This window comes from Teredinibacter franksiae, assembly GCF_014218805.1.
Taxonomy (GTDB): Bacteria; Pseudomonadota; Gammaproteobacteria; order Pseudomonadales; family Cellvibrionaceae; genus Teredinibacter; species Teredinibacter franksiae.
On record NZ_JACJUV010000001.1, the window covers coordinates 2,690,432 to 2,704,965 of the forward strand.

At 46.4% G+C, this 14,534-nt stretch carries 17 protein-coding genes; 13 read left to right on the forward strand and 4 right to left on the reverse strand.

Annotation, left to right across the window (positions count from 1 at the left end):
- Positions 1–30 precede the first annotated feature (30 nt).
- The 7 genes from H5336_RS11215 to H5336_RS11245 all read left to right on the forward strand — a co-directional run bounded on the left by H5336_RS11215 (position 31) and on the right by H5336_RS11245 (position 5,872).
- Positions 31–777 (forward strand): SURF1 family protein, encoded by a 747-nt coding sequence (locus H5336_RS11215; protein WP_185234205.1) that lies wholly within the window; start codon positions 31–33, stop codon positions 775–777.
- The gene (locus H5336_RS11220; protein ID WP_185234207.1) at positions 770–1,396 is read left to right on the forward strand and encodes a redox-active disulfide-containing membrane protein; all 627 of its coding nucleotides are present in this window, start codon (positions 770–772) and stop codon (positions 1,394–1,396) included. The genes H5336_RS11215 and H5336_RS11220 overlap by 8 nt, the downstream gene beginning before the upstream one ends.
- 17 nt (positions 1,397–1,413) lie before the next feature.
- Positions 1,414–2,568 (forward strand): COX15/CtaA family protein, encoded by a 1,155-nt coding sequence (locus H5336_RS11225; protein WP_281385688.1) that lies wholly within the window; start codon positions 1,414–1,416, stop codon positions 2,566–2,568.
- 12 nt (positions 2,569–2,580) lie between these two features.
- The gene (gene cyoE / locus H5336_RS11230) at positions 2,581–3,501 is read left to right on the forward strand and encodes a heme o synthase (protein WP_185234211.1); all 921 of its coding nucleotides are present in this window, start codon (positions 2,581–2,583) and stop codon (positions 3,499–3,501) included.
- Between the two features lie 2 nt (positions 3,502–3,503).
- Complete coding sequence (locus H5336_RS11235) at positions 3,504–4,172, forward strand: SCO family protein (protein WP_185234213.1); 669 nt, start codon at positions 3,504–3,506, stop codon at positions 4,170–4,172.
- Positions 4,173–4,672: 500 nt separating this feature from the next.
- The gene (locus H5336_RS11240) at positions 4,673–5,305 is read left to right on the forward strand and encodes a hypothetical protein (RefSeq protein WP_185234214.1); all 633 of its coding nucleotides are present in this window, start codon (positions 4,673–4,675) and stop codon (positions 5,303–5,305) included.
- Between the two features lie 159 nt (positions 5,306–5,464).
- Entirely contained in the window at positions 5,465–5,872 is a 408-nt protein-coding gene (locus H5336_RS11245) for a hypothetical protein (protein ID WP_185234215.1), read from the forward strand.
- 73 nt (positions 5,873–5,945) lie between these two features.
- Here H5336_RS11245 and H5336_RS11250 read toward each other — a convergent pair whose 3' ends face one another.
- From H5336_RS11250 to H5336_RS11265, 4 genes are all read right to left on the reverse strand, one after another.
- Positions 5,946–7,142 carry a hypothetical protein gene (locus tag H5336_RS11250; protein ID WP_185234216.1) on the reverse strand — a complete coding sequence of 399 codons (1,197 nt, stop codon included), beginning with the start codon at positions 7,140–7,142 and terminating at the stop codon, positions 5,946–5,948.
- Between the two features lie 18 nt (positions 7,143–7,160).
- Positions 7,161–7,958 carry an outer membrane lipoprotein-sorting protein gene (locus H5336_RS11255; RefSeq protein WP_185234217.1) on the reverse strand — a complete coding sequence of 266 codons (798 nt, stop codon included), beginning with the start codon at positions 7,956–7,958 and terminating at the stop codon, positions 7,161–7,163.
- On the reverse strand, positions 7,955–10,342 hold the full coding sequence (locus H5336_RS11260; protein WP_185234218.1) for an efflux RND transporter permease subunit: 2,388 nt from the start codon (positions 10,340–10,342) through the stop codon (positions 7,955–7,957). Before H5336_RS11260 ends, H5336_RS11255 begins: the two co-directional genes overlap by 4 nt.
- 128 nt (positions 10,343–10,470) lie before the next feature.
- Positions 10,471–11,085: a TetR/AcrR family transcriptional regulator gene (locus H5336_RS11265; RefSeq protein WP_185234219.1), complete on the reverse strand. Its 615-nt coding sequence runs from the start codon at positions 11,083–11,085 to the stop codon at positions 10,471–10,473.
- Positions 11,086–11,309: 224 nt separating this feature from the next.
- Here H5336_RS11265 and H5336_RS11270 point away from each other — a divergent pair, with 224 nt between their 5' ends.
- The 6 genes from H5336_RS11270 to H5336_RS11290 all read left to right on the forward strand — a co-directional run bounded on the left by H5336_RS11270 (position 11,310) and on the right by H5336_RS11290 (position 14,452).
- Positions 11,310–11,684 (forward strand): DUF4124 domain-containing protein, encoded by a 375-nt coding sequence (locus H5336_RS11270; protein WP_185234221.1) that lies wholly within the window; start codon positions 11,310–11,312, stop codon positions 11,682–11,684.
- Positions 11,685–11,780: 96 nt separating this feature from the next.
- Positions 11,781–12,011 carry an RHS repeat-associated core domain-containing protein gene (locus H5336_RS23805; RefSeq protein WP_221628038.1) on the forward strand — a complete coding sequence of 77 codons (231 nt, stop codon included), beginning with the start codon at positions 11,781–11,783 and terminating at the stop codon, positions 12,009–12,011.
- A 17-nt stretch (positions 12,012–12,028) separates the two neighbouring features.
- Positions 12,029–12,526, forward strand: a complete 498-nt coding sequence (locus tag H5336_RS11275; RefSeq protein ID WP_221628039.1) for a hypothetical protein — start codon at positions 12,029–12,031, stop codon at positions 12,524–12,526.
- Between the two features lie 287 nt (positions 12,527–12,813).
- Complete coding sequence (locus H5336_RS11280; RefSeq protein WP_185234223.1) at positions 12,814–13,500, forward strand: transposase; 687 nt, start codon at positions 12,814–12,816, stop codon at positions 13,498–13,500.
- Between the two features lie 40 nt (positions 13,501–13,540).
- The gene (locus tag H5336_RS11285; RefSeq protein ID WP_185234225.1) at positions 13,541–14,182 is read left to right on the forward strand and encodes a glutaredoxin domain-containing protein; all 642 of its coding nucleotides are present in this window, start codon (positions 13,541–13,543) and stop codon (positions 14,180–14,182) included.
- A gap of 45 nt (positions 14,183–14,227) precedes the next feature.
- Positions 14,228–14,452, forward strand: coding sequence for a hypothetical protein (locus tag H5336_RS11290; protein ID WP_185234227.1), 225 nt, complete (start codon positions 14,228–14,230; stop codon positions 14,450–14,452).
- Positions 14,453–14,534 lie beyond the last annotated feature (82 nt).

Sequence of the window (14,534 nt, forward strand, 5' to 3'; positions counted from 1 at the left end):
CCGTAAGAGTATTCCCAAAGAGAACGCGACATGGCGACAAACCAACGGCTAGCTTTAACGCTGAACTGGAAGCTGACGGCTTTTTCAGTGTTGTTGCTGCCGGTTTTGCTTAGCTTGGGTATTTGGCAAATGGGTCGCGCGCAAGAGAAGCAGACCTTACAGCAAAGCTGGCTGGCCGAGCAAGCTGAGCCGGCCGTAGATTACCGCGAGATTTTAGCAACCGCCGAAAGCGTGCGGCGTGTGTATTTAGAGGGCGAATTTTACCGCGAAAAATTTTGGTTAATCGAAAACAAGCAGTTGGCTGGCGAGCTCGGTTATCAGGTGGTAATGCCCTTTAAGACCCAATTGGGCGACTGGATACTGGTTAATCGTGGTTGGATCAAGGCTGGCTACTACCGGGAAGATAACCCAACAATTAACACCACTACTGGGGTGCATAGAATTACCGGTACGCTCAAGTACCCGAGTGATTCGCGGTTTATCGAGCATAAGCCAACCGAAAAAGCGTTAAACTGGCCCCATAGGCTATTGGAAATTGATATTGCGCTTATGGCGAAACAAGCCGGCCAACATTTTGAGCCCCAAGCGCTGCTTATCGACCCCGACAGCCAGGATGCTCTGCTGGTAAACTGGCAGCCTATTAATATGACGCCCGAGAAACACCGTGGTTATGCCGTACAGTGGTTTGCCATGGCCTTCGCGCTTTGCGTACTTTGGCTGGCTACCAACACCAATATTTTGAATTTAATAAAGCAAACAGATAAATACGATGAATAGTACGGACGCGGTAAAAACCAATACCCCAAAAAAGAAAAGCTGGACAATAATAGCGCTTTTAACGGTTTCGATTTTTCCGATAATAGCCGCCTACACCATGTTTTATACCGGTATGGGCGTGCCCGACCATACCGTCAATACCGGTGTACTCCTATCAAAAGCGGTAAAAGTTCAAGACCTACTGGGGGCCACAGAGCCCGACTTTATCCAAGCGTTGCAAACCAATAAGAAGTGGCGATTACTCATTCCTATTACTACCGAGTGTAATAAGGCGTGTGAACAGAATTTTTATACCACACGCCAGGTTCATATTCGTTTGTCTGAAAAAAGTTCGCGGGTTGAACGTATTGCCGTCAATGTAGGTGGCACAGTAGGGCAGCGCATATACGATCAAATAAAAGCTGAGCATCCAAATTTAAAACTGGTTAACGCAGATTCAAATCACTGGGTTACGTGGCTTGGACAAAGTGAATCTGGATTGGACGCAACCCAAAATCCGTTTTATTTGCTCATAGACCAAGAAGGCTTTGCGATGATGAGTTACACCACCGCACAACACGGCAATGAACTGCTAAAAGATATTAAACGTGCGCTTAAATACTCAATTGACTACCAATAATGCAACCTAATAAATTGATGACAAGGCTGGCGTTACTGGCTTTAATTATGGCTACGATTGTAGTGGTGCTCGGCGCCTTTACGCGTTTGGTAGACGCTGGCCTAGGTTGCCCAGACTGGCCAACGTGCTATGGCCATGTGTGGGTGCCAAATGAAGCCCATGAAATTGAAGCGGCTAACCAACTGTTTGAACAAACCCCCGTAGAAGCCCATAAAACCTGGCCAGAACAAATTCATAGAATTTTTGCATCAACGCTTGGCTTAGTTATTCTTGGTATTTTCGGCATCGCGTATAACGCCAGAAAAAATAGCCAGCCATTGCGCAGCGTACTCATTCTATTGGTTGTGTTGGTTTCTGGTGTTGTAGCAAGGGTTATCATAGGCGATATACTGGATCCTTACCTGTGGGTGCTTATTGGGCTTTATTTCGGTAATTTAGCACGAATAAAAGCGCCTGCGATCAAAGATAAGCAGCCGTTTCTACTACCGGCTTTACTGGCGGGTTTAGTAATCGTTCAAGGCTTTTTTGGCATGTGGACGGTTACCTTAAAACTATGGCCTCAAGTGGTAACCGCGCACCTACTGGGCGGGTTCGCTACGCTAAGTTTAATTTGGCTGCTATTGCAACGCAGTGGCGGTTGGCATTGGTCGTTACAGGCACCGCAGGTTATTAAATTGATGGCGTTGCAAAAACTTGCTTTGCTAACACTTGTGCTCGTTGTCTGCCAAATTGCCTTGGGCGGCTGGACTTCGTCTAACTATGCCGCACTTGCCTGTCCAGATTTTCCAACCTGTCAAAACATGTATTTACCCCAGGCAGACTACGCCCAAGGCTTTAACATTTTCCAGCAAGTGGGCCCTAATTATCTCGGCGGCTTAATGGATAACAATGCGCGTACGGCTATCCACTTAATCCACCGTTTTGGCGCGATAGTGGTTACCCTCGTTACTTTGTTATTGACGGTTAGGCTTTGGCAGATAAAAACGAAGCTGGCTAGCAGAATGGCTGTTGCCGTGACAGGCATAGTCGTGACTCAGGTAGCTTTAGGCATAAGTAACATTGTATTTGCATTACCGCTGTCAATCGCGGTTTTGCATAACGCGGGGGGGGCCTTGTTCCTACTGGCGATGGTTACCCTTAATCACCGTATCCGCACCGTTAAGACACTCTAAAGAGCAAAGTTCATGACAGAGTTAAAAGAACAAACCTTTGAAGAGGCCATGCAGCATCACTGGAAGGACTATTACGAACTAACTAAGCCCACCGTGGTATTGTTAATGTTGCTAACGTCCGTTATCGGCATGCTGTTGGCAACGCCGGGTATGGTACCTTGGCAGGTGTTACTGTTTGGTAACCTGGGTATTGCGCTTTGTGCAGGTTCAGCGGCTACGGTAAACCACCTTGTTGACCGACAAGTTGATTTAAAAATGGCGCGGACCTTTAACCGACCTGTAGCAAAAGGCCGGGTAGCCCCCATGAACGCTATTATTTTTGCCACAGTACTCGGCCTTATGGGTATGGCAATACTGTATTTTCTCATTAACCCCACTACCGCCTGGCTAACGTTCGCCTCTCTGGTGGGGTACGCGTATATCTACACCTTTTATTTAAAGCGTGCGACACCGCAAAACATTGTGATTGGCGGCCTTGCGGGTGCGGCACCGCCGTTACTTGGCTGGACAGCGGTAACAGGCAGTGTTGACGGCCACGGTTTATTGCTAGTGCTTATTATTTTTGCGTGGACACCACCGCATTTCTGGGCCTTGGCCGTACACAAAAAAGCGGAATACGCGAATGCCGAAATTCCCATGTTACCCGTTACCCACGGCGAAAGTTATACCAAACTGCATATATTGCTCTACACCATAATTCTGGTAGTGGTTACGGTATTGCCATTTGCAACGAAAATGCTAAATGTATTGTATTTGTTGGGCGCACTTGTACTGGGCATTGGGTTTATTTACTACGCCATTACAATGATGATAGGTAAAAATAAAAATGCCGGCATGGATACCTTTAAATATTCGATCGTCTATTTAATGGCTCTGTTTGTAATCATGTTGCTTGACCACTACCTTATGCCTGTATCAACAATTGGTCGTTAATAATGACAAATAATTCTCTAAACGCTGTAAAAACCCCTGCGCAGAAACGCGGTATTGCTAAAACCGTGGCCCTTATAGTTGCGCTTATGGCGTTGTTTGTTGCGGGTTTCTTTCACAAAATGCTACAACCTCGCGTTATGAGCGAGATGGAATTACGGGTCAACGGCGCCGTTGTATTTGATAATCCACGCATCATTAAAGATTTCTCGCTTACCGACCAAAAAGGCAACGCTTTTAAGCTGGAAAATATTACCGGCAAGTGGACCATTATGTTTTTTGGTTTTACCCACTGCCCGGATATCTGCCCAGTTACCATGGCAAAATTGGCCCAAGTGTATGAAAAACTCGACAGCCGTATTGCTGAGCAAACACAGGTTGTATTAGTAAGCGTAGACCCGGCACGCGATACGCCCGAAAAGCTTACGCCATATGTGGCGCATTTCCACGAAGATTTTATTGGCGTTAGCGGCGATTTTTTACAGACCATGCAGCTAACCCAAAATTTAAATGTCGCCTTTCGCAAGGTGATGCTAGATAACGACTATACGGTTGATCATACCGGCAACATTGTGATTATAAATCCGAAAGGCCATTACCACGCTTTTATAAAGCCACCCTTTGAGCTGGCCCGTATGATTACGGTGTACCAATCGATTGTGACAACTTTTTAGTCAAACCTTAGCCCTCACAGTTAGTATCGTCAGGTGTTAGCTAGGTTTCAGGTGACTAACACCTGAAACAGCCCCTCCAAAACACTCCCCCTCAAATAAATAACTATGCCTGAATAAATACCCATTACCGGAGCTAAAGACGCTCTAGCCGAAATGAAATTTATTCATATACAAAATCAATGAAAAGTTCATTTTGTTTTTAAAATAGATGTTCGACTGTTTGCCATAACTAGACGGTGTTGCACGAACCCAAGCAGCGTTCCAAGCGCACAGTAGACGCGTTCGAATATGTCTGAATGGTGTATTTCGTGTCATAAAACGTAAATAGTTCACACTTCCAAATATATGAACTGTTTTCCCATCCTAGTTTTACCCGCGATCTATATGGGGTGAGTTATTCTAATTTAATATCTTTACACGTTAACTATACGGAAGCCCGTGAACCGTTCTTGCTTGTTTTTTTACATTGGAAATTTCTTTCTATAACAGGATGTTCCCTCATGTCGATTAGATTTCTACTCGCTACGGCGGTAATAGCTGTCTGCTGCCTACTCATATTTACGTTGTTCGTTAAACCCTCAAAGCAAATCGCCCCGCCAATCTCCACTACCGAAGATACCCTTAGTGTGCCTTACCCGTCAGACGCAACTTCCGTTACAGGGTTAAAAAGCGATATCGCCATAAACGTAGTGCCGAAAAACGGCAGTGATCTAATCGGAAAAGTCTATACCGCGAATGCGCCCGTTGCAGCAGTCACTACTAGCGTGCCGGAACAACAGACGGAAAAAACGATATGGGTTGGCGACGATCTAGTCGCAAAAAAAGAGGCAGTTGCCGAAACCTACGCAGACAGACCTATTACCAATGATGCCTACGATAATGAAAGTGAACACCTGCAGTCTTTTTTAAGCAATGAAAAATTTAAAGACTATGTATTGAAGGGCACTGAGTGTCGCGATGACCAGTGTAAATTATCCGTAGCGGTAACGGATCAACAGCACGCCGATACCTTGGTGGAAACGTTTACACGGGAAGTGATGCTAAAGGGCGAAGCCATGAAGGTGAATATTGAACGCGATATCGACGCGGGCGAAGTGACTTTCTATGTCGGTGAATTTGAAGAATCAGAATAAAGAATTAGCGCTAAAAAGGATTTGGCGTGGCGCGTAACTGTATCTGCTCTATTTAAAAATGCATTTGCGCAATAAAAGGGATTTTTTCTTGGATGTTTCAATTTTTAAACTTAAGGATAAATAATGAATATTATTAAAATAGCGCTAGTTACTTTGCTTATGAGTTCGATGAGTGTCTTTGCCGACGACTGTACATGGAACCTAACCGGTCTTAATGGCGGAGGCAGCAGCGGTACACTAGATGTACAATATTCCTGTGTAATCGACGGTGAAACTGCCGCTGTTAAACAAGTGACAGCAAAGGCGGTTGGTTCGACTACTTGTCAAATCTCTTTAAGTACTGGTTTTCGAAATACAGGTTCCTGTACCTCACCAGCTATAAGCGAGATAGTACCTAATGCTTGCGGCGGAACTCGCCCATCGGGTTACATCTTTGGATCAACTACAAATGGTTCATCTATACCTGGTATGATGACTTCAGGTGTTCCAACGTGTTCTTCTTGTTCCGGTCGTGTGAATGGCGTAATGCAGGGCAGTACTTTGGTGTATCAGGGCATTTGCAACTAGGTTCTGATAGCTGTTTTTAAAAAACCGCCGGATATCGGCGGTTTTTTTTGTCCAAGCGGGTGACTTGGCTTGTTCAAAAATATCGTCGAATTTCGAGCTGTACATAATCCTCTTGATCAAAAGCGTAGCTGGGTGCTAGAGGGTTATCCGCAGCAAAGAACCGTGCCTCGGCCTCTATGCGCCAATCGTCAGTAATTCTTCGGCCTAGTTCAAATGAAAAAAACTGTGTATCGTAATCAAAGTCGTGGCTGGCAATAGTAAGAAATTCAGAACCGTCTATATCGTTAAGGGCCCAGCGCATACCGATTGCCAGATCGTTTTGTGAGAGGGTTTGTCTCGCACCAACACGATCATCAAACTGATATTCACCGATTAGGCCTAAGTCGGCGTTTGTTTGAAATACGCTAAAAAAAGTGTACTCCAAACCGGCAACGGCTGCTGAGTTCCGCCCGTAGTCTTCTTCCTCGACGCTAATGGCTTCTAGCTTCCATAACCAGGCGTCTACGGTTGCCTGCAGGGCAAGTCCGGTTTGATCAATTTGGCTGTAATAGGGCTGTAGTTCCAGTTGCCCGGTTTCCATCGTTGGGAAAAAAATGGGCGTGCGGTTTGTCCCTGAAAAATGGGAAATATTAACATCCCAAACGTTGAAATAGTGGCTCCAGTTCAGCGCGAAATCCACATGCCGGTCGCCATCGCTGGATTGGTACCTAGTGTTATCGGATATGGCGATAGGAAGCCGTAATCTAGCGTTCTCGCTGGGAAATGTTTGTTCGCGGAAATGCGGCATCAGGAAGAATTCAATTAGTCCGTACGTCTGTTGAGAAACCAATTGCAGCATTCCCTGCCCCAGTTTGTCTTCACCGTCGATATTTTCTACCACGTCGGTCTGGTTAATAATATCGACCAAATGAACGGATTCGGTCACACCCCAGTAAATTTTACGCAGGCCGAAGTAAACTTCGAACTGATCAAAACCCCTCCACCAATAAGCCTCGCGTAAGTCCGTGTGAGTGCGGTTGTCGTCGACACTGTCGTAACGGGTAAAAGCAGTAAAGGCCAATCGCTGGTCGTTACTAGCGAAGTCGTGGAAGTATTCCAGTTCCGCCGACAGTGAGGCACTAGGGTCTTCCTGAGTGTCGAATGGAGCGTCTTCAAAAAAATAGCGCCCTTCTGCGCCAATATAACCTTTGAATTCGCCTGCCATACCAAGTGTAGAAAAAAAAGGCAGTGCCAGTAAACTGGCGACTGCCCAATAGGTGGAATTGGGCATTGTGCTAAAAATCCTTGATTACTTGATACGCGAAAGACTGTTTTTGTTGAAATCTTTGTCGGTAAAACCGTTACCGAACTTCCAGTTTTCCATGGTTAATACCGTACTTTTGCCGGTTTGATGATTACGCATCGACCATGTGTGCGCACGCCAGTATTTACCGAGGTACTGGCTGTAGTTTGATAGCACTAAGGTTTTCTTTAAGCGCTCACCGCGATCATAGAAATCTATTTTAAGTGGGATATAGCGCTCTGTATCAATATAGACCTCGAGCTTTGAGTAGCCCGATTTAGGGTCTACGGGGTCGCTTTCATTGACGAATACAGGCTTGCCTTCATAGGTGTCGTCTCGCAAAAACCGGTAGCTGTACTTCTCAACCTCCTGTGAGGCAATATCTTCAAACGCAAATTCGCTGTTCATGAAAGCCCCGGCTTTGTTACTAGAGGAAATCTTCTTAATACGTTTAAGCGCAGGTAAGAATAGCCACTGGTCGTCTGGCCCTGTTTTGTGGGTATAACTCAAAAATGCGGTACCCTTAACATCACCAGGGTTGTCGAAAATAATGATAGATTTATCGCCATCGCCGAGAACTTCCATGGTGCGATTGCGCATCTTACGGCTGCGCTCGTTGCCGTGTTGGTCTTTCAGCGACATGGTGATTTCGGATATTGAATCGCCAAAGCCAATATCTCGGGTATCAACTTCCTTGGCGATCTTTAAACCAGTTTCCTCGGGCGTGTTTGCAAAAGTTGCGTGTGCAAACAGCAAGCTGGTGGTATACGTGAGCGCAAGGGCGAGGGGTTTGAGAGTGGTCATGCAACAATCTCCGGCTGAGGTTTAAATTCCATTTGAGGGTCTTTAGATTTAATAATGTCTTTAGCGGGTGTAATGCTTTCTGTTGCGGGCTGCTTGTCTAGTTTAAGCAGCAGAACGGGGAGCAACAGAAAATCCAGTATTAGCGCCAAGGTAATCGCAATAGCCGTAAGAATGGCCATGCCCGAATTCATGCCAAAGCTAGATTGTGCGAGTACGCTAAAGCCGGCAACCAGAATAATACTGGTAACGACAATGGCCACGCCAACCGTAGAGAAAGCATACCGAATGGCATCCTCCGTACTTAGCCCCTCGTCGCGCCGAGCACGCAGATATTTACTGAGAAAGTGTACGGAGTCATCCACAACAATTCCCAGCGCCATACCCGACACCATGGATACGGCCACATTTACTTCACCCACAAGAATGCCCCAAAGACCAAAAGCAGCCGCTAAGGGTAATAGGTTTGGAATAAGGCTTATTAAACCAATACGCACACTTTTGAGCGCAAACGTAATAATAAGCGAAATAACCAGTATGGCGACGAAGGTGCCGGCGAGCATACTTTTCATATTGGTTTCGGAGATATAGGCGAACATAACCGATGGGCCAACGCCGTAGGAGTCTAACTGAGCATTTTCCGATAACCAATTACGTCCGCGCTGGGCGACGTCGGCAATTTTACTGGAGGGCATGTCGTGAAGGGTGACGATAACCTGAGTGGCGCTTTTGCCAATGTCCATTTGGTTGTTAAGATCCAGGCCTTCTGGTAACGACAATTCATACAGCAACAAATATTGTGCCGCTAATGATTTATCTTTTGGCAGCGAGTAGTAAGAGGGGTCATCATCGTGCATGTTTTTGTTAATACGCTTGAAGGTATCAGTAAAACTATTAACGTGCGTAACTTCGGGTTGTGAGCGATACCAATTTACGAAACTATCGACTTTTGCCAAAAATTCTGGGTCGCTTATGCCGTAATCTGCGCCGGCAGACAGCGAAAATTGCACTTGATAAATACCGGTTAAATTATCGTTGATGTAATCGGTGTCGGTTCTAAACTCTACAGACTCATCAAAATACTTTACAAAATTATCATCAAAAGTATTGAGCGGAATGGCAGCGGCGAGCGCGATGCCCCCAAGCGCACTTACGATGAATATTGGCTTACGCTTGGCGAGCACAAATTCACCCAGCGCTTCCATCCATGTGCCAAAGCGTGTTTGGCTTGCATTCGCTTTTACAGGAATTATTGCCATCATTGCCGGTAACAACGTTACTGAAAGCGCAAAAGCGATCATCACACCGATAGCGGTCATATTACCTAAGTCGTGGAACGGTGGGGCATCGCTGAAGTTCATCGACAAAAAACCGACGGCGGTGGTAATCGAGGTGAGCAATATAGGAGAAAAATTTATTTTCATACTATGGCGAATAGCGTCGTGCCGGTTCATGCCCTTACGCATACCAGCGAACATCGACACCAGAAAGTGTATAGAGTCGGCTACCGCCAGGGTCATGATAATGGTAGTGGCCGAAGAAGACGGAGGGGTAATTTTAATACCCGCAAAACCCGCTGCGCCCATTGCACCGAGCATTGAAAAAAATATGACCAATACGGTTGTTAAGGTGGCCCCGACAGAGCGCACTAGTGCAAATGTAATTAGTATGATAACCAGATACATCGCAGGAATTAGTGTTGCCATGTCGTTCATGCTCGACTCGAAAAAAGCATTAGAGAGCATAACAACGCCGGAAAGGTGCACAGTAACCGGGTACTTAGCTTCTATCTTGTCCTTTAGCGCACGGGCAACCGTTACAGCCTGAGGGTTTTCGTCCATAGACAGCTGAGGCATCTGAAAGGTTACATTTACCGCTGTAACACTGGCGTCCTGGTTTAGCAGTTGACCCACGATAAAAGGCTCAGACTGGGCGATGGCTTTGGCGTGTGCTAGTTGTGCGGGGCCGTACTCTGCTCCGTTGACTACTAGGTCTTCCACGATAAGTTCGTCGCCATCCGCGTGGGAATATTGGAAGTTAGAAATGGAGTCTACGCGCAGCGCAAACGGCATTAGCCAGGCTTCACGTGTGACCTCCTCAACCGCCGCTAGGGTTTTGGGGCTGAACACCTCGCCGTTATTGGGGGTGAGGGTGAAGAGAATGTTGTCGTTTTTGGTATAGGTACGCTGTTGTTCGTCGAACGCCTGGAGATGCGGATTATCTTCAGAGAAGAACACGCGGTAGTCGTTGTCGAAACCGAGAAAGCGCATGCCGCTGGCGAGCACTAGGCTAATAATTACCGCCGAGAGTACTATCCACCAGCGTTGGCGAATTATAAGGTCGGCAAAGCGACCGATACGTTTGTCGAAAGCATGAGACTGAACCATTTGTCTTTTCCTCCTGGAGCGATGAATGGAGTCGTAGATTTGATGTGAATCAACGGCGGGAAACGATACCGACCGACCGGTCGGTATAAGGTGAAATTTTCTTCACCTTGGCAATATTGGCGTGTGGGTTACGTTTTGGGCGTGTGACCTTTCAGCGAGAGAATATAATTTGCTAGGCATAAAACGCCAGACCGAAAAGAATCCATATCGCCAGAGTGCTGACCCTGCAGCGTGAGCCCTTGAATACTGGCAACGATAAATGCAGAGGCGGCCCGCGTGTCTGTATCAGCTGCTACCAGTTCCCGTTCCTTAGCCTTACTGAACGCTTCGCAGAATTGCTCGCGAAGCGTATTAAAGGCTGCCTGAGCTCTATCACGAATTCCGTCGTCAGACTGGCCTAGCTCCGTAGCCATCTTGTTCATGGGGCAGCCAACGGCCAATTGTTCGTCTGTCATCGAGGTAGCAAAGAAAGTCATCAGCTCGTACAGCCCTTGAATCGGGTCTTGCATAGAGAGTGGGCCTTGCCATTTACCGAAAAAATACGGCACCAGAATTTCGTCAAACACCGCATAGCCTAAGGCTTGCTTGCTGGCGAAATGATGATAAAGCCCACCCTTGGAAACCCCCGCACGGGCAAGAATATCCGATAAGCTAGCACCTTCGTAGCCGCGGGCTCTAAACTCTTCGGCTGCCACTTCTAGCAGATGCGCGCGCGTGGCTTCGGGGTCTCTGAGTGCATTCATGGGTACAGCGCTACAACAAATAGTGGGAAATTGAGTATACCGACCGAGCGGTCGCTAAGTAAACAGCAGCTGTCGGGGCAAGTAATTGAGTGATGGCAGCCATAGCAGGTCTAATTCGTTTATCCTTTAAGGCTTGTTCTACTGGTTTCTGTCGAGTTAATGTTTAAGTCTGTGGCCAGCGGTGCCCGTGTTTAGCAAGTGCAACCCAATAGGAACCGGGTGTTATGAAACGACTACTAGCGATTGTGTTATGTGTGTGTACCATGGGTACGCAGGCTGAAATACTGAAATGGGTTGACGAGAAGGGTCGGGTTCACTATGGCGACAAAGTGCCGGAAAAGTATAAAGAGAAAAGTGAAACGGTCGAAACCGACACCAACGTAGTCGATAACGACAACCGTGATAAGAACAAAAAAGCCTTCAAAAATATAGAACGGCAGAACGCAGATCGAAGTTCTAGCGCTCAACAAAATTCCGCTTACCGCCCACCTTCAAATACGCCAAAACCTACAACCAAAAAAGTAAACCGTTGGGATTGCTCCTCCATGCCGTCCAAAGCGGCAGAAATAAACTGCAAGAAAAGAAAGGGGCAGTTTTAATAATCGGGGTCAGATCCACATTAATTTAAGCCTTAATTAGGCGTTCACCCCTTTAGGGGGGAAGGCTAGGGATTAACTTTAATTTTATAAGTTGTTATGGGTGAATTTTTTAAGAATTTTTCAAGGAGGAAAGATGGCGAGACTGAAGAGGTTGTGTCCGCCGGGGCTAGTTGGGCGAATCCGTTGCGGTTTCCTGGTCAGTATTTTGATGAGGAGACGGGGACGAGTTATAACTATTTTCGGGATTATGATGCGAACTTGGGGAGGTATGTGCAGAGTAATCCTATTGGCTTGTGGGGAGGGGGAATACCTATTCTTACGTATTAAATAATCCAGTGAAGTATATGGACCCAGAGGGATTGGAAGTCTACTTTGTGTGCAGACCTCTACAGGGGTTGAATGGGTTGTTAGGTGCCGCTGGAGGCCGGTATTGTGCTGTAATTATTGAGGACCCTGATAGTGAAGTATTTTGTGAGTCGGATAGGCAATACAGCGTCGAGTTCGGTGGGCGATCTCCGCTTCAACAAGGTTCTTGGGGGAACGATGTCTATGACGTTGACAGGGATGCTTTTACTTTTCCGGGAAATAACGATTTTGTTGCCGAAATTCAACCGCCTCCAGGAATTTCGAGTGATGAATTTGATCAGATTGTAAGAGATGTGGGGGATAACTATACTCAAAGGCCTTATGATCCGGTACTCGGTCCTAATTCAAATACCGCAGCCGATAATATTAATGAGCAAGCACAAGGCGTTGTTCCCAATGTTAGAGGTGCAGTTGCGCAAGATTATGGTGAACCTTGCGGTGCTGGCTGTTGGAGGGGTGATATTGTGCTTGAATAGCTTGGCCCCTTAATTGTGCCGTGGGTCATTCGTTGGTGAAGCTGTCCCGGCAGCGTGAAGATAGAGCGTTTTACTGACAAAATTGGATTCCGGTCAGGCTATTTTAAAAATATTTGGAGCACAATATGGGGGTAGGAATAATTGGGGTCAGATCCACATTAAATTAGATCCACATTAATTTAAGAGTTAATTAGGCGCTCACCCCTTTAGGGGGAAAGGCTAGGGATTAATGCTAATTTTATAAGTTGTTATGGATGAATTTTTTAAGCATTTTTCAAGGAGGAAAGATGGCGAGATTGAAGAGGTTGTGTCCGCCGGGTATTGCGCAGCATGTGATTCAGCGCGGGAATAACCGGCAGCTTTGTTTTGGCTGCGATGAAGACACTGTTTTTTACATTCATTGGTTAAAAGAATACGCCAAGCAGTTTAATGTGCAGGTGCATGCTTGGGTTTTGATGACAAATCATGTGCATTTATTGGCTACGCCAATGGAGAAGGATGGTTTGTCGAAGTTGATGCAGTTTTTAGGGCGTCGTTATGTGCAATATTTTAATCGTTCGTATCGGCGAACGGGCACGTTATGGGAAGGACGGTTTAAGTCTTGCTTGGTGCAGTCTGAAGAATATTTGTTGCAGTGCTACCGTTATATTGAGTTAAACCCAGTGCGGGCCAAAATGGTGGCCGACCCCGCAGAGTACAAGTGGTCCAGTTATCGTGCGAATGCGCTGGGAATAAAAACGGATTTATGCACACCGCACCCACAATATTTGGCCTTGGGGGAAACGGAATTTCTTCGTATGGCGGCGTACCGACAACTATTTTGTGGGCAATTGGATAGAAAATTAATTGAAGAAATTCGCGTTACGGTGAATAAAGGCATGGCGTTGGGGAATGCGCGTTTTAAACAGGAGTTAGAGGCTTTATTTTCGCGCAGAGTACAGCCGGGTAAGCCAGGCCGACCAGCCGGTTTTTAGCCTATTCAGGGTTTGTGGTGAAACTAGATAAGGGAAGGGAATGAAAAAGTTTTTAGTGGTTGTGGCCTGTATTGGACTTGCTTATTTTGTTAAACCTGAATTATTTTCGGGTGTCACTCAACATTTTGGCTCCAGTTCGGGAGTGAATGAAGGCGAGGTTGTGTTATTCACCTTTGATGACTGCGGGCGTTTTTGCGAAGACGGCATCGCGCTATTGGAACGCAAAGACATTGCGTTTCAACATTACAATGTAGCCAGCGAAGAGAACAGAAAAAAGTGGGAGAGCATGGGCGGTGGCAACCCCTTCCCAGTTGTGCATATTGGTTCTACCACTTTACATGGCTATGACCGTATGAAGTGGTTGCAAGCGCTGGCCGAACAGCACGGCGAGGACGTTTTTACTCGCAAACAGCGAGAGGCAATGGCATCACATTTTTATAGCGATGGTAGCGATAAGGTGGTGATGTACGCAACCGAGTGGTGCCCTTACTGTAAGAAGGCGCGGAAATATTTTACCGATAATGCTATTACGTATACAGAAGTGGATGTTGAAAAGTCGGCGCAAGGGTTAGGTTATTACGAGGCGCTAGAGGGCACGGGCTACCCGCTTATTTATGTGGGAACGAAACGATTTTCTGGTTTTGGCGGCCGTATTCCACAAGATATTAAGAAAGCACTTTAACGAACAGGTTTGGTATTTAGGATGTTTTTAATTAGGGCTCTGAAAATGACAAAGCGCGCAGCACAAGCAAAATCCACGGCTGGTCTATTGTTGGCTTGTATGGCCACATTATTGAGTATCGTTTGTGCTGTGAATGTGCAGGCACAGGAATCTGTCTGCGCGATTGTAAAGATCGAAATTCAGCAGGAATTAACCCTGGAGCGTCAGGCTTTCGATGCGCAGATGAAAATTAACAATGCGCTAGACGATATGCCCCTCGACAACGTGTAAGTTGTGGTAAATTTTGAAGATGAAGACGGCAACCCCGAATAATTGGGGACAGACTGAACCTGCTACAGTTTAACGGACACTT